The organism is Psychrobacter maritimus (genome assembly GCF_029953575.1).
GTDB lineage: Bacteria > Pseudomonadota > Gammaproteobacteria > Pseudomonadales > Moraxellaceae > Psychrobacter > Psychrobacter maritimus.
The window spans coordinates 2,044,999-2,065,080 of record NZ_CP124526.1 but is presented as its reverse complement, the minus strand read 5'-3'; the positions used below and the strand labels follow the sequence as shown (position 1 = coordinate 2,065,080).

At 36.8% G+C, this 20,082-nt stretch carries 17 protein-coding genes; all 17 read left to right on the top strand.

Annotated features, from left to right (window positions below; translation table 11 throughout):
- The first annotated feature begins 14 nt into the window (after window positions 1-14).
- The 17 genes from QJS82_RS08625 to QJS82_RS08545 all read left to right on the top strand — a co-directional run bounded on the left by QJS82_RS08625 (window position 15) and on the right by QJS82_RS08545 (window position 20,051).
- A complete protein-coding gene (locus tag QJS82_RS08625; RefSeq protein WP_281490216.1) occupies window positions 15-2,258 on the top strand; it encodes a polysaccharide biosynthesis tyrosine autokinase in 2,244 nt (747 codons plus the stop codon).
- Window positions 2,259-2,309: 51 nt separating this feature from the next.
- Window positions 2,310-4,274 carry a polysaccharide biosynthesis protein gene (locus tag QJS82_RS08620; RefSeq protein WP_281490215.1) on the top strand — a complete coding sequence of 655 codons (1,965 nt, stop codon included), beginning with the start codon at window positions 2,310-2,312 and terminating at the stop codon, window positions 4,272-4,274.
- Window positions 4,275-4,338: 64 nt separating this feature from the next.
- Entirely contained in the window at window positions 4,339-5,616 is a 1,278-nt protein-coding gene (tviB, locus tag QJS82_RS08615; RefSeq protein ID WP_281490214.1) for a Vi polysaccharide biosynthesis UDP-N-acetylglucosamine C-6 dehydrogenase TviB, read from the top strand.
- A 28-nt stretch (window positions 5,617-5,644) separates the two neighbouring features.
- Entirely contained in the window at window positions 5,645-6,673 is a 1,029-nt protein-coding gene (locus tag QJS82_RS08610) for an NAD-dependent epimerase/dehydratase family protein (RefSeq protein WP_281490213.1), read from the top strand.
- A gap of 9 nt (window positions 6,674-6,682) precedes the next feature.
- Entirely contained in the window at window positions 6,683-8,188 is a 1,506-nt protein-coding gene (locus QJS82_RS08605; RefSeq protein WP_281490212.1) for a lipopolysaccharide biosynthesis protein, read from the top strand.
- A gap of 48 nt (window positions 8,189-8,236) precedes the next feature.
- Window positions 8,237-9,382 (top strand): glycosyltransferase family 4 protein, encoded by a 1,146-nt coding sequence (locus QJS82_RS08600; protein ID WP_281490211.1) that lies wholly within the window; start codon window positions 8,237-8,239, stop codon window positions 9,380-9,382.
- Between the two features lie 8 nt (window positions 9,383-9,390).
- The gene (locus tag QJS82_RS08595; protein ID WP_281490210.1) at window positions 9,391-10,764 is read left to right on the top strand and encodes a glycosyltransferase family protein; all 1,374 of its coding nucleotides are present in this window, start codon (window positions 9,391-9,393) and stop codon (window positions 10,762-10,764) included.
- Window positions 10,761-11,891, top strand: coding sequence for a glycosyltransferase family 4 protein (locus QJS82_RS08590; protein WP_281490209.1), 1,131 nt, complete (start codon window positions 10,761-10,763; stop codon window positions 11,889-11,891). Before QJS82_RS08595 ends, QJS82_RS08590 begins: the two co-directional genes overlap by 4 nt.
- Window positions 11,891-12,820, top strand: coding sequence for a glycosyltransferase family 2 protein (locus QJS82_RS08585; protein WP_281490208.1), 930 nt, complete (start codon window positions 11,891-11,893; stop codon window positions 12,818-12,820). The genes QJS82_RS08590 and QJS82_RS08585 overlap by 1 nt, the downstream gene beginning before the upstream one ends.
- A gap of 27 nt (window positions 12,821-12,847) precedes the next feature.
- On the top strand, window positions 12,848-13,960 hold the full coding sequence (locus QJS82_RS08580) for an EpsG family protein (protein ID WP_281490207.1): 1,113 nt from the start codon (window positions 12,848-12,850) through the stop codon (window positions 13,958-13,960).
- Window positions 13,957-14,259, top strand: a complete 303-nt coding sequence (locus tag QJS82_RS08575; protein WP_281490206.1) for a glycosyltransferase family 2 protein — start codon at window positions 13,957-13,959, stop codon at window positions 14,257-14,259. Before QJS82_RS08580 ends, QJS82_RS08575 begins: the two co-directional genes overlap by 4 nt.
- The gene (locus QJS82_RS08570; RefSeq protein ID WP_281490205.1) at window positions 14,247-14,819 is read left to right on the top strand and encodes a hypothetical protein; all 573 of its coding nucleotides are present in this window, start codon (window positions 14,247-14,249) and stop codon (window positions 14,817-14,819) included. The genes QJS82_RS08575 and QJS82_RS08570 overlap by 13 nt, the downstream gene beginning before the upstream one ends.
- A gap of 4 nt (window positions 14,820-14,823) precedes the next feature.
- Window positions 14,824-15,558, top strand: a complete 735-nt coding sequence (locus tag QJS82_RS08565) for a glycosyltransferase family 2 protein (RefSeq protein ID WP_281490204.1) — start codon at window positions 14,824-14,826, stop codon at window positions 15,556-15,558.
- Between the two features lie 254 nt (window positions 15,559-15,812).
- On the top strand, window positions 15,813-17,228 hold the full coding sequence (locus QJS82_RS08560) for a mannose-1-phosphate guanylyltransferase/mannose-6-phosphate isomerase (RefSeq protein ID WP_281490203.1): 1,416 nt from the start codon (window positions 15,813-15,815) through the stop codon (window positions 17,226-17,228).
- A gap of 74 nt (window positions 17,229-17,302) precedes the next feature.
- Complete coding sequence (locus QJS82_RS08555; protein ID WP_281490202.1) at window positions 17,303-18,208, top strand: glycosyltransferase family A protein; 906 nt, start codon at window positions 17,303-17,305, stop codon at window positions 18,206-18,208.
- 9 nt (window positions 18,209-18,217) lie between these two features.
- Window positions 18,218-18,784, top strand: coding sequence for an acyltransferase (locus QJS82_RS08550; RefSeq protein ID WP_281490201.1), 567 nt, complete (start codon window positions 18,218-18,220; stop codon window positions 18,782-18,784).
- A gap of 271 nt (window positions 18,785-19,055) precedes the next feature.
- Window positions 19,056-20,051, top strand: coding sequence for an IS4 family transposase (locus QJS82_RS08545; protein ID WP_348651563.1), 996 nt, complete (start codon window positions 19,056-19,058; stop codon window positions 20,049-20,051).
- The last annotated feature ends 31 nt before the right edge of the window (window positions 20,052-20,082 follow it).

The following is a 20,082-nucleotide window of genomic DNA, read 5'->3' as shown; positions in this document are numbered from 1 at the left end:
ATGAACATACCGTTATGAATACAGATTCCAGAAACTTATCAAAGCCTTCTTCTAAACAAGAGGATGACGATATTGATCTAATGGCGCTGCTGTTTGCCATTTTGCGTGGCTGGAAAGTCATCGTATTTTTTGCTGTATTGGGTTTGATAATAGGGATTTTATATAGTAGGTACGTCAACCCTACTTTTCAGTCAGATGCACTTATTCAAATTGAAGAAAGCTCTCAAGGTATTGCAGCATTAGGTAGTGATATTTCAGAGTTAATTGGGTCAGAAGCGAGTAAAGCGCAGACAGAGGCTGAGCTCATAAGATCACGGATGATATTAGAACCCGTCGTCAACTTATTACATCTGCGCATTCGGCTTTCTGACCCTACGATCGGGTATTTGGATCGAATAAAAAGCAACGTTACGAGCACCCAAATAAACACTCCTGAAGGAGTCGCAATTGAAACCGAAAATGGCCAAGCCTATATCAGTCAATTTAATGTATCGCAAGCTTACCTAGATAAATCATTTACATTAACGAGATCTGCTACAGGTTTTGTATTAAGTAATGGTTTCGATGAGTTCAAGGGTCAGTTTAATCAACCACATCAATTCAGCGGCTCAAATGGTCAGATTCAGATTACGGTTGCAGATCTTCCTGTTAATGCCCACCCTATTAGTATAATGAAACAATCACTACAAAATACTACTAACGCCATTAATAGTGCCCTTACTGTCACAGAAAAGGGTCAGCAGACAGGTATTATCCAGTTGTCAATGACCGGTTTACGTCAGCAGCAAGTGACTTTAGTATTAAGACATATTGTTCTATCTTATATCGATCAGAACCAATCTCGTGGCTCTCAAGAAACCACAAAAACGATTCAGTTTATGGAAACTCAGATTCCAACACTAAAAAAGAAATTAGAGGATTCTGAAAAGACTTTTAATAAATTTCGCGAAAAGTCTGGAACTATCGATGTTGGTCAAGAAGCAGGCATATTATTAACTGAAAACTCGCAAATTGACGCACAGCTTAATGAATTAAAGCTTAAAAAAGCGGATCTCACGACTTATTATACCGAAGATCATCCATTAGTGATCCAAATCAATGAGCAACTCGACGTACTTAATAGTCGGAAACAAGAGATCGATAATACTATCGCCGGTCTACCTGAAGTACAACGAGAATTCTTGCAATTATCAGAAGACACGGCTATTAACAGAGAGATTTACCTCACTTTGCTTAAAAACTATGAGCAATTGAAAATAGTAAAAGCTGGTCAAATTGGTTTTGCACGTATTATTGATTTGCCTATCAGTACTTTTAATACTATTGCGCCTAAAAAGCTACAGATTTGGGTATTAGCAACGTTATTGGGTGCTATGTTGGGCGCAATATTAGCGTTGATTAAAAGTTTGCTTAGAAATGTGGTCAAAGATCCTGAGCGTCTGGAATCTAGAACAGGTGTGCCTGTAATAGCAACGATCCCACGCTCACCATTATTAACGCGATTAAATAAAAATAAGAAAGCAGGAAATCGCCTGCTAGCTTATGCTGATAGTAACAGTTTAAGCTACGAGGCAATCAAAAGCTTAAGAACAAGCCTTATGTTTGGTGTGCCAAAAAAAGTGCATGCAGATAAACGAGCCACTGTCATTCTTATTACTGGCGAGAGTCCTGGTGTCGGTAAGTCCTTTATCTCTGCTAACTTGACAGAAGTATTTGCCCAGTTAGATAAAAAAGTTCTGATTATAGATGCTGATATGCGTTTAGGTGAATTGCATCAAATGTTTAATATGGATAGAAATAACGGTCTGGCCGATTACTTATTGCAGGATCATAATGATACAAAGCAAGTTAACGATGTCCAACAAATAGCCAGTGCTACCAATTTCATTCATCCTACTAGTATGGATTATATTGACTTTATGCCACGAGGTCAGCATCCACGTAACCCAGCATCACTTTTGGCCAACGGACGCTTTAATACGTTAATGGCAGAGCTAAACCTGCATTACGATTATATTATCATCGATTCCCCACCAGTCTTAGCTGCCTCTGACGCTATGATATTAGCGCAACACGCTGACAAGGTATTGATGGTCACTAGATACGATGATTCGATAGAAGGGCAGTTGGTTTATGCGGTCAATCAGATGAGTAAAGCCAATATACAAGTTGACGGTATTATCCTTAACGATGTACAGCAAGGGATTATGAGCAAATATAGTTATCACTATAGTTATGCTTATGGTAACAATAATTAATTATTTTTAGATTCTTTAGCTAAATTAATATCCTTTGAGTAGTTGAGTGTTATGTTGATAAAGTCAGAAACCAAAAGTGCGTACCAATCACTGAACGGTAAAAGCGGTTGGTTACAAGGTATAGCAGAATACTTGTTGTCATTACCTCGTAGCGTTAAGCGCGCCATTTTGCTTAGTATAGACCTTGTCCTGTCATTGACTTGTTTGTTTTTAGCCTTATCTTTACGCTATGGCTATCTTGGCAATCATATTGGTTTATTGGCACTATGCTTTTATGCCATTATCCCTATCGTAGGGTTGTATGCGATAGGGTTTTATAGAGGGGTGGCTAGAGGTTTCTTTGATGCTGTTATGGCAAATGTCTCACAGCTGTTTTTTTTGCTGATTGTATTGTATGAAGTCGTTCTATTCATTGACTTCTTTCCCACCATGCCGCGCTCAGCCCCTATCATATTCTTATTTCTATTCTTTATATGGTTGTGGAATAGCAGACTGACTATTCGTGAGTTTCTAACGCGCCTACAAGGTAAGAGCCAACAACGTACTAAAAATGAGGATGGTTATGAAAATGTCGTTATTTATGGGGCGGGAGAGGCAGGTCGAGACTTATTAGAAGGCTTAAGAAACTCGCATAAATATAATGTTGTGGCCTATATTGACGATGATCCTCAGCTTACGGGTGCTTATTTACTCGGCAAAAAGATTTATGCTGCTGATGAGTTAGTAGGCTTGATTGATGAACTAGACGTTGCACAAGTGTTTTTGGCCATTCCTTCTATCAGTCGCGCGCAGAAACGCCAGATTATAGATAAGCTCTCAGGCATTGCCATAAAAATAAAAGAATTGCCAAGCTTAGAAGAAATCGCTGACGAAAAAGTGACCGTTAGTAGTATGCGTAAAGTAGATATCTTGGATGTGTTGGATAGACAGACTGTTGAACCTGATGCCAAATTGCTGCAGATGAATATTAAGGGTAAGTGCGTGTTGGTCACTGGTGCTGGTGGCTCTATCGGTAGTGAATTATGCCGTCAAGTGATTAAAAACCAGCCCAAATGTCTTGTACTTTATGAGCTGTCCGAGTTTGCGCTTTATAGTATCCATCAAGAGCTAATCATCAAACAAGCCAATACCCCAGCCTATCAAGATATTAAAATTGTTGCTGTTATCGGTAATGTCACCAATGAATCGAACCTGCTTAGAATACTGAAACTCCATAATATACAGACAGTTTATCACGCTGCTGCCTATAAACATGTGCCAATGGTAGAGCACAATCCCTTTGAAGGCGTTATCAATAATACCAAAGGCACTTATCACTGCGCCCGAGCTGCGATTGCAGCAAATGTTGAGACCTTTGTTTTAATATCGACCGATAAAGCAGTAAGACCAACCAATGTGATGGGCGCTTCTAAGCGTCTAGCAGAGTTGGTTTGCCAAGCGCTCAGCCAGACGGATAGCCAGACCTGTATCAGTATGGTGCGTTTTGGTAATGTCCTAGGCTCATCAGGCTCTGTTGTGCCGTTATTTACCAAACAGATCGAGCAAGGTAAGCCGATTACGGTCACCCATCCTGATGTGACCCGTTATTTTATGACGATTCCAGAAGCGGCAAACTTAGTCATCCAAGCAGGTGCAATGGCATCAGGTGGTGAGGTGTTTGTGCTTGATATGGGAGAGCCGGTCAAGATTGTTGACTTGGCACAGCGAATGATTCACTTAAGTGGTTTTGATATTAAAGATGCTGCCCATCCTGAGGGCGATATCGAAGTCATCTTTACTGGACTTAGAGATGGAGAAAAGCTCTATGAAGAGCTCATCATCGGTGAAGATAATGTTGAATCAACTGATCATCCCCTTATCATGCAAGCGCTAGAACACCACTTTCCATTGGATGAGCTTGAATCGATATTGTTTGAGCTGACTGAAAAGCAAAAGCAATTTGATGTTCCTTGGCTGAAGCAGCAGTTTAAGCAGTTTGTAGCAGGTTATCATCAAGAAGGCTCTAAAGCTGCATAGCTGTTAATAAGCACCCTAAATACTATTTTTCAACTAAAATTGGTTAGATGAACAAAGGAAAATTATGCTAGATATTAACAATATAAAAATAGCAGTTATCGGACTTGGCTATGTGGGTTTGCCTTTAGCCGTTGAGTTTGGTAAACATCTGCCAGTAGTAGGCTTTGATATTAATGCCAGTCGTATAGCGGCCCTGTGTGCAGGGACAGATCATACCTTGGAAGTTAGTGATGAAGAGCTGACCCAAGCATCGCATTTGAATTATAGCTCCGATATACAAGCGCTTAAGGATTGTAATTTTTTTATTGTTACGGTACCGACGCCTATCGATGATTATAAACAGCCCGATCTTACTCCTTTAATTAAAGCCTCAGAAGTTATCGGTAGTCTGCTTAAAAAAGACGACATTGTGGTTTATGAATCGACCGTTTACCCTGGGGCCACAGAAGAAGTTTGTATTCCGGTGTTGGAGAAAGTCTCGGGATTAACCTTCAATCAAGACTTTTATGCCGGTTATAGTCCTGAACGTATTAACCCGGGCGATAAAGAACATCGCGTTACTAATATTTTAAAAGTAACGGCGGGCTCAACACCTGAAGTCGCTGATTTTGTGGATGAAGTATATAATTTAATTATTACTGCCGGCACTCATAAAGCAGCAAGCATCAAAGTAGCGGAAGCGGCAAAGGTGATTGAAAACACCCAAAGAGATGTCAATATTGCCTTAATTAATGAGTTAGCCGTTATCTTTAATAAAATGGGTATCGATACCCAAGCAGTCTTAGAAGCGGCTGGCACCAAGTGGAACTTTTTACCGTTTCGTCCAGGCCTCGTCGGTGGTCATTGCATCGGTGTAGACCCTTATTACTTGACTCATAAAGCGCAAGCGATTGGCTATAACCCAGAGATTATATTGGCTGGTCGTCGCTTGAATGACAGCATGGGTGAGTATGTGGTCACACAGCTGGTTAAAACAATGATTAAAAAGCGTATTCAAGTTGAAGGTGCCAAGGTATTGGTCTTAGGCCTGAGTTTCAAAGAAAACTGCCCCGACGTGCGTAATACCAAGGTCATCGACATTGTCCATGAGTTAGAAGAATATAATATCGACGTTGATGTCTATGACCCTTGGGTAGATAAAGCAGAAGCTGAGCGTGAATATAATGTGACGCCTATCAGCAAGCCCGCTGTAAATAACTATGATGGTATCATCTTAGCCGTCGCGCATAATGAGTTCGTCGAGCTGGGTGTAGATCAGATTAGAGCGTTTGGAAAGAATGAACACGTGCTTTATGATTTAAAGTATGTCTTTACCAAAGAAGACACTGATATCCGCTTATAAATCTATAAAAATACGGAAAATAATTATCATGACGTCAACTGCATATGAAAAAGTTCAAAAAGTATTAATTAACGAGTCAAAGACATGGCTGATTACTGGGGTAGCGGGGTTCATTGGTTCTAATTTACTTGAAACTTTACTATTACTAAATCAAAAAGTAGTCGGTTTAGATAACTTCGCGACTGGCTTTCAGCATAACCTAGATGAAGTACAGAGTTTAGTAAGTAAAGATCAGTGGCAGAACTTTACCTTTATAGAAGGCGATATTCGTAATCTAGATGACTGTCAGGCAGCATGTATAGGCGTAGACTACGTACTGCATCAAGCAGCACTAGGTTCAGTACCACGTTCTATCGCTGATCCCATTAATACTAATGATACGAATATCTCAGGCTACTTAAATATGCTCGTAGCAGCTCGTGATGCAAAGGTTGCTAGCTTTACTTATGCGGCTAGTAGCTCAACGTATGGCGATCATCCAGCATTGCCAAAAGTCGAGGATAACATTGGCAATCCGTTATCACCTTACGCAGTGACTAAATATGTCAATGAGCTTTATGCAGATGTATTCTCACGTACTTATGGGTTTAAGACGATTGGTCTGCGTTATTTCAATATTTTTGGTAAACGCCAAACACCAGATGGTGCCTACGCAGCGGTAATACCAAAGTGGACGGCTGCTATGATCGCAGGTGATGAGGTGTTCATTAATGGCGATGGCGATACCAGTCGCGACTTTAATTTTATTGAAAATGCCGTACAAGCTAATATCCTAGCAGCAACTGCTACTGAAGAAGCTAAGAACCAAGTGTATAACGTAGCTGTTGGTGGTCGTACTACCCTTAATACGCTGTTTTCAGCACTTAAAGAGCATTTAAGTGCTAACGGAGTTAGCTACACTCAAGAAGCAGTCTATCGAGATTTTAGAGCAGGGGATGTGCGGCATAGTCAGGCTGACATAAGCAAAATACAAAATGCGTTAGGCTATGCGCCGCAGTTTAATATTATTCAAGGTATTGAGAAAGCAATGCCTTGGTATGTTAGTTTTTTGAGATAAGAAAAGTTTATGAGTAATAATGAGGCAAACCCTCCTTCAGAAGATAATATCGCTAGTGTTAATTCAAATGATGTCGGTAATCGTGCTCGTAAAGGGGTCAAGTGGACAGCTCTACAAATTATTGCTCGTAATCTATTAAGTCTAGGTACAACGGCAGTACTAGCTCGGCTACTTAGTCCCAGTGATTTTGGGCTAGTAGGTATGGTAGCTACGCTCACAGCTCTACTAATGGTGTTTTCTGATATGGGCTTGAGCTGGGCGACCATACAACGGAAGCAATTAAATAAAATACAAGTTAGTAACCTATTTTGGATTAATTTTGGTGTTGGTGTATTTCTTTGGCTCATATGTATATTAGGTTCACCTGCTGTTGCCAATTTTTATAATCAGCAAGAGTTAGTAGCAATTACTGCTGCCTTAGGAGCTGGCTTTGTATTGAGTGGTATTGCCGCTCAGCCTATGGCTTTACTTAATCGTACTATGAACTACAAGGCGGCTGCTCAAGTAGAAGTCTTTGCTATTGTTATAGGTGCAATATTTGCTTTAGTCGCTGCTTTCTCAGGCTTAGGTTACTGGGCTTTAGTAGTTCAAAGTCTGAGTACTGGTATAGCAAGAGTACTATTAGCCTTACCGATGAGTAAAATACAGATATCCAAACCGCGTCGAGGAGTCGGGACGCTAAGCCTAGTAACTTTTGGTGGTATGTTGGCTATAAATGGCTTATTGATCTATATAGCTAGAAATTTAGATAGTGTTTTAATTGGGAAGTATTGGGGAGCAGAAGAGCTAGGGTTTTATAATCGAGCATACTTTTTAATGTTATTACCTAGTATGTTGGCTACAGGTGTGCTTACTAATTTAATGGTCCCCTCGCTCTCTGCTTTACAAGATGATAAAGAAAGGTTTGCTAATGCCTATCGTAAAGCTTTAAAAATGATAGCTCTTATCGGCTGTCCGATGGCTCTTGGATTTGCTCTTACTGCCGATGAAATGGTAAAACTAATTTATGGGAGTCAATGGCAGGAGGTTGTTCCTTTGCTTATATGGCTGAGTATTGCAAGTGTCACCCAACCGCTCTATAACACTACTGGATGGTTATTCACAGCAGTAGGTAAAGCCAAAGCGTATTTGTGGCTAACAGTAATCAGTGGTGCGTTATTGAGTGTCAGCTTTTATTTGGCTTTACCATATGGAGCTTTAGGGATTGCTAAGGCATACGGTATTGTAATGGGTATTGTTATTTTCTTCCCCGCTTTATGGTTGGCTCACAAAGTCGCTGATTTATCTTTTATTCAATCATTGAAAGAATTGCTACCAGTCGCTATTAGCCTTATAGCGATGACTTTTACGGTAATAGCAGTAGAAAAAATTGCTAATATTTTACAACTTACTTGGTACAGTATATTGATTACAAAAATAATTACGGGAGTAGCTAGTTATACTTTAGTTGCATTCTTATTAATGAGAAAGTTTGTTTTAGAATCTGTATTTTCGATGTTTAAGCATAGATTATAGTAATGTTTTTACTTTAATTATCGAAAAACTAAACTAATGGAATCGTAAATGTCTAATAAATTGAATATTGTTTTCATTTGTAATGAGTATCCACCTGGTAAAAGCGGAGGAATAGGTGTTTTTACTAAAAAGATTGCTGAAGGCCTATGTGTGCATGGTCATGATGTACATGTGATTGGCACTTATCCAAGTATTGAAAATAAATTACAAGAGGAGGTTAACAAAGTAAAAGTGATTCGTATTCCCCACGTAACAGGCAGAATAGGCCTTATTGCTAATAGAGTAGCTATTTATAAACATTTGAAAAAAATAGCATTAATTAAACCAATTGATATTATAGAGTGTCCTGATTTTGAGGCTAGTATTTCCTATATACCCAAATTAGCTAAAAGTAGTATTACTCGTTTACATGGTAGCCATACATACTTTAGTTCTGAAAGAAATATGAAGCCATCTGCTATTATTAAGCATTTAGAAGAAAAACAGCTGAAATCAGCTTCTGATATTGTATCAGTGAGCCAGTATACAGCTGAAGAAACTAAGCGTTTATTTGGTTTACCTGAAAACCCTTGGGTAATATATAATTCGATAGATGTAGATAGCTTTAAAGCCTATATCAAAATAGATTATAGTGAGAGTAAAAAAGTCATTTACTTTGGTAGCTTATCTGAAAAAAAGGGTATTTATCCATTAGCAGAGGCTTGGCGATCTTTTAGTTTGGAAAATCCAGATTGGGTTTTAAGTGTTGTTGGTAAAGATACCTATGAGAATGGTTATTCAAGTAAAGAGGAAATGATTAAAATTTTAGGAGAAACAAAGGGGTCTATTGAATTTATAGATCACATAGATAACAAAGACTTAATAAAATCGCTGAGGAATTATGATTTTGCCATACTACCTTCATTTTCTGAAGCATTTGCATTAGCTCCTTTAGAGGCAATGGCTGTTGGCTTACCAGTAATTATCTCTAATATGTCTAGCGGTCCTGAACTTGTGGAACATGGTGTGGACGGTTGGCTTTGTGACCCTCGAAAGCCAAAAACAATTCTTAATATGATTGAGCTAGTAGTTGAGTCCGAAAGATTAAGAGAGAGTATTGCTAAAGCTGCAATAGAAAAAATAAAAAATAAATTTAATTTTCAATGTTTTATAGAAAGTAATATTAACATGTATAAATACACACTCACAAAATAGGTAGTTTCGTGAAACAGGATAACTTGACTCCAATATTGATAATTACACCTTTTTTTGCTCCTCAAACACATGCAGCTATGTTCCGCATTCATAAGCTTGTAAAATATCTACCACACTATGGATATAGACCTATAGTTTTAACTACTGATACTAATTATCTATATAATAATAACAAGGAATTATTATTAGAGTTACCAGACTGTGTAGAAATAATTCGTACACGTCATATCGAACCGAGTTTACGTGGTTTACGTATGGCGTTTGGTGGTAAAGATCGTAGTTTTTCCGCCATAAAAAACTCCAAAAAAGATATAGATATAAATGAGATCTTACCAAATCGCCTATTTTCAAGTAGACCTGGTGGAATATTGTCTGTAATCAATTCATCTGTTTCAAGAACTCTTTGCAGTATTCCTGATGCCCATTGGGCATGGGCTTTGGCCTCAATGAGTACTGCTAAAAAACTAGTTGAAAAATATGATATTAAGATTATGTATACAACTGCTAACCCGTATAGTCATTTAGGTATAGCAATTGAACTTAAAGATAAACTAGGGGTTAAATGGATAGCAGATTTTCGAGATCCTTGTGGCTATGGTTATAAAAATAGTGTTAACAACTATTTTGGGCAAAAAGTTCAGCAAAAAATACTGCAAAGTACTTTTGATAAAGCTGATAAAGTAACAGGTTTATCAGAAACCTATAGCTCTATATTTTCTGATCTCTATGGTTTGAATGATAGTCGCTATACATTTATCCCTACAGGAGTTGATAATGATTATCTTTCTTGCATTAAAAATGTAAATGATAGCTATGCTAGCAGTATTGTTTTTGCAGGTGAAGTAATGCCTGAACAAGACTGCTATATATTCCGTATACTTCATAATCTACATAAAAATAATCCATATTTAAAAATGATATTTGTAGGTCGGTCAGATGTTAATAGACCAATTATCGATAAGGTTTTGGAAAATATAAGTGATTGGAAGATTGAAGTTGAATACGTAGATCATTTGCCACAATTGGAGCTCTACAGTATTTTACAATCAGCTAAGGCATGTATTCTTGCTCCTGGTAGTAATCGTTATTGGTGGACTAACTTTGCAAAAATGGTTGACTATATTGCTTTAGGAGTGCCGGTCATTGCGGACGTTCCAAAACTTAGTGAAGCCAGAAAAGAGCTTACTAAAGCTGGTCTTGGTTTTTTCTTAGAAAGAAATAGTGTAGAGGAAGATGCTTTACGTCTTCAAGAATGGTTAGAAAATAACGATAGAGATGAAGATGATTTATGTGCTGACTATCGTAATCGTTACTTAGCTAGTTCACAAACCAAAGCTTTTGCAACACTATTTGATGAAATTGCAAAGGATATCTCAACATGAAAGAGCAATTAATTATTTTAAGCTATGACTATCCTCCTAATGATGGTGGCATCAGCCGTTTAACATCTGCTTTTGCTAAGCAGTTAGCTGATAGTGGAATGAATCTAGAAGTATGTACTCTTAAAGCTGATAATGTTGAGCAGAGGCTATCAAGGCCAGAGTTGCCAACAATTGAGTTGTCTCGTAAAAAAGGTTTGCGGGAACTAGAGTTGATTAAGTATTTAATATCTAAACCTAAGCAAATTAAGGTAATTACCACAGTATGGAATCCTGAAGGTACCTTGGCCTTGTTACTTCGTCGGACCAACCTTTATATATTAGCTCATGGTAATGAAGTAATGCCTTACCCTAAAGGTCCAAAATATTTATTAAAATCTTGGCTGCGCAAAAAAGTTCTCACATCAGCTCGCTGTGTTGTATGTAATAGTCAGTATACTGAACAGCTAGTCGCTAATATTTCACCTAATATCAAAACTGAAGTGATTAACCCTGGAGTTGATTTAGAAAATTTTGCGACAAATATAACTCAGGCTGAGGCTCGGCAGACACTAGGCTTGCCGTTTGATAAGTCTATAGTACTCAGTGTATCGCGTATTGATGATTATAAAGGACATGACGTCATACTTGATGCTCTAGCCTCTCTTTCTAAAGAGCAGTTAGAGCATATTCATTACGTTGTAGCTGGAAAAGGTAGACATCTAGAGAATCTCAAGCATCGAGCCAAAGAGTTGCAAATTAATGATTATATTAATTGGTTTGGGTTTGTTTCAGATGAGGATTTGCCAGCGTTATATAAGGCAGCAGATTTATTTATATTGTGCACCCGAGAAGATAAGCAACAAAGAGGTGTTGAAGGGTTTGGAATGGTATTTTTAGAAGCACAGGCAGCAGGTCTGGCTGTAGTTGGTACGCGTGCTGGGGGTATACCTGATGCTATTAAGAGTAATGAAGGTGGTTGGCTAATCGATCAAAATGATAGTCAAGCGGTTGCAACATATCTTAAAAAACTGGTCAATAATCCCCAAGAGTTTTATGAGCAAGGTAAGCTTGGATATGAGCGTGTACAGAATCATTGCACTTGGCAACACTATACACGAGCCCTACTGACTATATTGGAGAAATACTAATGACAGAAACAAAGAATGTTAATGGAGTCTCTGTTATTATTCCTACCATTAATCGTGCAGAGGTCTTGTTAGATACTATCAAAGATATCTTGAAGCAGGACTTTACGGATTTTGAAGTAATAGTGGTTGATCAGTCAGACGATATAAATAATGAGGCAGTTGAGTTACTTAAAAAATCATCAGTACCTTGTCGTTATTTCAAAGCGCATTTTAAGGGTTTGCCCCAAGCACGTAATTTTGGCCTACAGAAAGCCAGTAACGATATCATCTTGTATATTGATGATGACATACGCTGCAGTACAGACTTGGTCGAAAATCATTATAAAGCGCATCTAAATACGGGTGCCACACTAATAGCCGGCGGAATCACTGAAAAGAATGGTGAAGTGCTTACTTCTGCCTTACCTGGCTCTTTCAATAAGTGGACAGCAACAGCAATTCGTAACTATTCGTCAAAGAAAGAAGGTTGGTGCTGTCATGCACCAGGTGGCAACTTTTCGATTAAACGAAAAGCATTTATTGATGTTGGTGGGGTTGATGAAAACCTTAGCGTTGGTGCGGCACTTTACGAAGAGTCCGAACTTGCTTTACGGTTAGAAAAAGCGGGCTACCAAGCATGGTTTGAGCCAAATGCGCATCTTATTCACCTCGCTGCACCAATGGGTGGCTGTAGGGTATTGAAAGACTGGCCTAAATATATGTATGGTCTTGGTCATAATAGAGGTATCTTAGTTTTTAGGCATTTAGCACCGATTTACTGGCCGACATCTTTAGCTCGGACACTATTATTAGGTATCTCATATAGCAGGCTAGATAAATCTATAAATCCGTTTATCTCTGTCATCAAGGGTGTCAATGCGGGTAGGAAAGTAGCTAAAAAACCACCGCTCAACACAACGCTCAGTGCTGAAGAAGTACTAATTCACTAGTGGCTTAAAAGCTAAGGTCAGGATACCGTGATAGTATTTAATTTCACATTCTATAGCATGATATGCCTAGTATTCTTGGCTCTTTTTATCAAAAGAGAAAATGCTACTGCACGAGCTGGTGTTATTATTTTCTCCATCCTGACAGTAGTTTGGTTATGGATTACTTTGTCATTTAGAGAGCCGGCAGGTGATCCTTGGCGTTATATGTTAGGGCTAAACAATATAGCTAGGCTCAGTTTTTCTGAACTGCTTGATTATGATAAAAGCCCTTTCGGTTTTGCATTGTTTAACTGGCTTACAGCGCTAATAAGCACTAACTCTATACTGTTTTTCTCTTTAGTGTATTTCTTATGCCTTGTACCCCTTTATTTAGCCTTTAGAGAGCGGGTAAATAAGTTCGATGCAGCATCATTAATGATGCTTTATCTACTTTATCCCTATTATATAAACTATTTAGCAAGTGGCTTTAAACAAGGTATAGCTTTTGGTTTTATGCTATGGGGATTGAATTGCATCATAGACAATGAAAATCCCAAGTGGTTAAAAGGAATAGCACTGCTTTTTACGGCAACTCTTTTTCACTCATCTCTTTGGTTAGCCAATATAGTATTTTTGGTGTGGTTTTTTCTTTATAGAAGGGTTTCTTTATCGTGGTCCATTTTGACATTGGTTTTTACGATTATTCTTGCCGCTACCGGTATGGTTGAGTCAATAGTTGCGCTTATCCTTCCTGAGAGTATGATTTCTGAATTAGGGTTTGATACATATTTTGATGAAGATTTCATTTCTGGTAGTGAATTTCAAAGTGTTGGTTATCAGTTGGGTTTTAGACTGGATTTCACTATTTTTACGGTTTTACCATTAATGGTTATTTGGTATTTACAAAAGAAAGTTAAGGATTTTAGGCTCTCTATCGACATGATTAAAATTTACTCAATAATGGCATCCGCTTATTTTTTATTGGTATTTATTCCTTATTCTGACCGAATTGCTGGATTCTCATGGTTTTTAATGCCTTTCATGATGTTTACTCAGATATCAAACTTAAATTCACGACAATATAAAAATATCTTGATGCTTGTTTTTATTTCTTTATATCCTATTTTAATGCTTGATCATATGAGAGTTTACTTCCAATGATAACCATACTGACACCAACTTATAACCGTGCTCATACATTACCTAAGCTGTACCAGTCTTTGATAGAGCAAACTAATTACAGTTTCGAATGGTTAATTATTGATGATGGTAGTAATGATGATACCGAAGCATTAATCAAGACATATCAAGTTGAGTCTAATTTTAGTATTAGATATTATAAAAAAAATAACGGAGGCAAATGCTCAGCTATTAATACAGGTGTTATACATGCCCATTATGAGTGGATATTTATTATGGACAGTGATGATAGTCTTTTGATGAAACTGTGGGGCGAATAATTAATATACTAGATAATGAAATCGATGAAAGTATTGGTTCTATTTTTGGTTTAGCTAAAATAAATGATAAAAACGATAGGTTTTTTAAAAAAACCGGTAAAAGTAAGTACTGTAAATGGGTTGAATTAGACGGTTTATTTGATACTGCTCCATTAATTAGAAAGAGTATAGCAATTAAATATCCCTTTCCAGTCCATGAAGAAGAAAAGTATATGGCAGAAAGTTGGCTTTCTAATCATATTGATAAGACACACTTTTCATATTTTGTGAACCAATATCTTATGCGTGCTGAATACCAAGAAGATGGTTTATCAGCACAGTCTTTAAAACTGAGGACTTGCGCTCCTATAAACGCTATGAGTGTGTATTCTAGCTATCTAGATAGCGAGATTAGATTTATAAAAAAAGCAAGGTATGTTATAAACTATTGGAGGTTCTACTATCATGCCAAGGATAAATATCAAAATATAAGATATAGAGATCACATAAATAAATATTTTATGTTTACCCCTTTTGGAAAAATTTTTTTTCTAGTAGATAAATATATAGCTAAACGGTGAACATATGAAGAAAATTAGTATTTCTATAGTTATACCTTTATATAATAAGGAGGATACTATAGGCAGAGCTATTGAAAGTGTTTTATGCCAAAAATACAATCTTTTTGAACTTATTATTATAAATGATGGGTCTACAGATAATTCATTACATATAGCTAAAGAATACGAATATGATGACAGGGTGAAGGTATATTCTATACCTAATCAAGGAGTATCCTTTGCTCGTAATTATGGTTCAAATATTGCATTTTCAGAATATATTTGCTTTTTAGATGGTGATGATGAGTGGCATCATGAAAACTTGGAAGAAATCGTAAGACTTATTTTGAATAATAAAGATTCAGTCCTTTTTTCAACTCGGTCTTATGTTGAAGGCTCTTTAAAGAAGTTTGATATGATGAATAAAGCTGAACTAACAGGTGATTTTTTTGAAGATTACTCAAAGGTTAACTACTTAATAAACTCCTCATCTGCATGTGTAAGAAAAGAAGACTTTAAGGCTATCAAGGGTTTTCCAGTTGGATTTGGTAGAGGAGAAGATATTTATGTTTGGTTTCGTTTAGCTTTATTAGGTAAGACAGCTCATAGCCTTCGTACACTAGTTACTGTACACAGTGATGGGAAGAGTAGATGTGCGAACGATAAATTGAAAGAAATACCGTATCATATTTATTATTTTACATTACGAAACTCTAAAATTTATAAATCAAAAAAATTCATTTACAAAAGCCTTAAGTAAATCAGCTTTAAGAAATGGTCTGATAACTCTTTCTTATTTTGATAATTTTTATCTATCTATATTTTACTTGTCACGTGTTTTTTATATAAATAAAGTTAATTTTTTAATTTTTTAATTTTAAGCTCTTTATTTCTTATACCTGTGAATATAAGAAGAGTTTTATTGAAAAAAAATAAAAAAATTAAGTGGAAAATTAATTCATCATCATACTAATTATCTAGTATATTTCTATTATAAGTTTTTTAGGTTGCTTTATGCTTATTCCAGTAGTTCTTGCAGGTGGTACCGGTAGTCGTTTATGGCCTCTATCTCGAGCGATGTATCCTAAACAGTTTTTGTCATTGGCAGGTGAAGGTACTATGCTGCAAGAAACCTTTTCTAGGATCGATGGACTAGATATCAATCAAAGCATCGTTATTTGTAATGAAGAGCACCGTTTTATCGCAGCCGAACAGCTACGCCAGCATAATGAAATGCCTACTATAATACTAGAGCCATTTGTAAGAAACACAGCACCTGCGGTCGCATTAGCAGCTATATATGCAACCAAAAATTCAGAAGACCCAATCTTGCTAGTATTAGCAGCAGATCATGTTATTGAAAATAAGCCAGTTTTCGAAGCAGCAGTACAACAGGCAATACCATTAGCTGATTCAGGTAAGTTAGTCACATTTGGTATTGTGCCAACTGCTCCTGAAACAGGCTACGGTTATATAAAGCGGGGTATGCGATTAGAAGATAATATAAGCTTTTCAGTTTCGAATTTTGTAGAAAAGCCTAATATTGAGACTGCAGAAGGATATATTGAAAGTGGCGAATACTATTGGAACAGTGGCATGTTTATGTTCCGTGCAAGCCGCTATCTAAACGAACTTGCTAAGCATCGTCCAGAGGTACTAGCAGCCTGTGAAGAGTCTATGTTAGACCTTACAAATGATTTAGATTTTCTGAGAGTTGATAAATCTGCATTTGAACGTTGCCCTGTAGACTCTATTGATTACGCAGTAATGGAGAAAACTCAAGATGCTGTGATAGTACCATTAGATGCAGGATGGAATGATATCGGCTCATGGTCTGCGTTATGGGATATCAGTACAAAGAATGAGGAGGGTAACGCAATACATGGGGATGCGCTAGTAAGAGACTGCAAAAATAGCTTTGTATATTCTAGTGATCGATTGGTAACTATGGTGGGTATGGAAAATACTGTGGTCATAGAAACTAAGGATGCGATACTTGTTATTGCTAAGGATCAGGTGCAAAACGTAAAAGAAGTTGTCAGTATTTTAAAAGAACAAGAGCGTGTCGAAGTTAGTTTACATCGAGAGGTATACAGGCCTTGGGGTAAGTATGACTGTATAGATATAGGTCATCGTTATCAAGTTAAGCGTATTACAGTTGACCCAGGTGAGAGATTATCTATTCAGATGCATCACCATAGGGCTGAGCATTGGATCGTTGTTTCTGGTACGGCTAAGGTTATTAATGGTGATAAAGAGTTGATATTGACTGAAAACCAATCAACTTACATCCCCGTTGGTGCGATTCATGGTTTGGAGAATCCTGGAAAGATTCCTTTAGAGATTATTGAAGTACAGTCAGGAAGTTATTTAGGTGAAGACGACATTGTTAGATTATCTGATCAATATAACCGTATAGAAATTGAATAAAATATGCTTTCAGCTAGGATGTTTTAAATAGATTTCAACTAACTTTTAAGCGTATGCGATGAGACGATTAAATTATGATTATAACTATATTTACTCCTACATTTAATAGAAAAGAAACTCTTGCTAGATTATATAACAGTCTGCTTCGTCAAACTTATAAAAGTTTTGAATGGGTAATTGTAGATGATGGCAGTACTGACGATACGGAGAGTTTAATCCGTAAGTTTATTAAAGAAGATTGTATTAAAATAATATATTACAAGCAAGCCAATGGAGGTAAGCATAGGGCTATAAATAAGGGTTTACAGCTAGCTGATGGAGAATTGTTTTTTATCGTCGATAGTGATGATTATTTATTGGATAATAGCTTAGAAATAGTTTCTTCCTATTATCATGCAGTTAAAGATGATGATAATATTATTGGAGTTACAGGATTCAGGTGTTATCCAAACGGAGATATTATAGGCGGTAAGCTATTCCCTGATAAGGTAGTAGATTCGAACCTACTCGAAAGAAGACGTTTTTATAAAATTAGTGCTGATATGGCTCATGTTATAAAAACTGAACTATTTAAAGAGTTTCTATTTCCTGACATTTCTAATGAGAAGTTTGTTGCTGAATCTATAGTTTGGAATAAGATGTCAACTAAGTATAAAATGAGATATTTTAATGAACCTATATATGTTGGAGAATATCTTGAAGGAGGGTTATCTCATAATAGTATTAAAAACAGGAGAAAGAATCCAAAATACTCAAGCTTACTATACAGAGAACTCGTTAATAACCCAATTGCAAGTAGTATGCTGAAGTTTAAATCTGCAGTTAATTACTGGCGCTTTTCATTTTGTAAAAGCAAAAATATTTTATTGTTAATACATGAGATTGGTAATTATAAATATTCGCTTCCTGCATTACCATTAGGGTTTGTCTTTTTTGTTAAAGATAATATAAATGATAATGTGGACATAAATATGAAATAAGGAGTTGCTATGAGTGGTAAGATTCAGTTTAAAAAATACAAAAACGCTTTGAGTATAGTATCTAAAGTATTTGCTATTTCACCACTATCTATCAGATATTTCTTGTGGGATTGTTCATCTATATCTAGCAGTAAGTTAGCTGTTGGTTTAAGATATTCATTATTAAAATCTATGTCTGATAATGTCGGAGATAATGTATACATTGGCAAATATGTGACTATTAAAAACTTCCATAATATCCAAATTGGTAACAACGTTAGTATTCATGACTGTTGTTATATCGATGGTGCTGGTGAACTAACTATAGGCAACAATGTATCAATAGCGCATCACTGCTCTATTTTAACAGTTAATCACCAATGGAACGATAGTGAAAAACCTATCAAATATAATAGTGAAGTTTTTAAACCTGTCGTTATTCACGATGATACTTGGTTAGGCTGTGGTGTAAGAGTTTTAGCAGGAGTGACAATTGCAAGTCGTAGTATATTAGCCGCTGGATCTATAGTAAATAAGAACGTTGAACCAAATAGCATATATGGTGGTGTACCTGCTAAATTAATCAAAAATTTATAAATCTATATGATTGTTTTTTTTGAAATTAAAATATACTAAATATAATTCCATCAATGCTTTAACTTAGCATGCCTTTTATACAAGTATATAGTTTTTCTCTGCACACGACAAAAAAACAAAAAAGTCTGTTAAAGCAAAGGCATAATAGTAATTTTCAAGACGAATCAGACCATGCCAAACTTTAACAGACTTAGTGAAACTTTAACCCAAAACCTGAGTATGAACAAGGCAAGAATCACATGTTTGAGCCTAATGATAATAGCCCTGATTACTGCTCAAAGCAGTAATCTTAAAAAAAATAGCAAGACACCTCCCTAAGGGTGGCAAGACCGACAGTCACTATCGCAGACTACAGCGATTTTTTGCCGAAGCCAGGATAGACTACGATCAACTGGCTTTGATGATATATCGACTATTTGGGCTAGGCAAAGTCACCTTAACCATTGACCGCACCAACTGGAAATGGGGTAAAAGTAACCTCAACATCTTTATGCTAGGGGTGGTATATAAAGGGATAGCCATCCCCTTATACTGGCAAATGCTAGATAAGCGAGGTAATACAAACCATCTTGAACGCTGTGAACTTATTGAGCGGTTTATCAAACAATTTGGCAAAGATAACCTTGAGATGATAGTAGCAGACAGAGAGTTTGTTGGCGAAAAATGGTTTAACTGGCTCACCAATAATCACATACCCTTTGCCATACGGATTAAGAAGAACAGTAAAGTTAGGAATCATCATGGCAAGCTGGTACAGATTAAAGAATTATTGCGCCATGTTAGCCATCAAGAAACATATCGACATGGGCGAATACTGACTGTCGATGGTTGTTTGGTCCGAGTATTTGCCAAGCGTGATAAAGACTACGGTTTAGTGATTGTCGCAACCAATCAACTAGAAACAGTGGATGCGATGACAAGCTATGGCAAGCGTTGGGAAATTGAGACTTTATTTGCTTGTCTAAAGGGCCGTGGCTTTAATCTTGAAGATACCCACTTAACCCATCTTGATCGGGTCAGTAAATTAGTCGCAGTGAACGCCTTAGCATTTTGTTGGGCTTATCATGTCGGTATTTATAAAGACAAAGATAAGCCGTTAAAACGCAAGTTGAAGTCAAACGCTCGACCTCAAGCCAGTTTGTTTGCGCTTGGCCTGGATATATTGATTGAAGGCCTTCGCTTGGTGTTTTTTAATAATGATAAGACTGTATTTCGACAGTTAGTTAGCTTTTTAACCCCTAAACCTATGAAAATCGGGTGGGGATGATTTTTTTTGTCGTGTGCAGAGATAGTTTTTA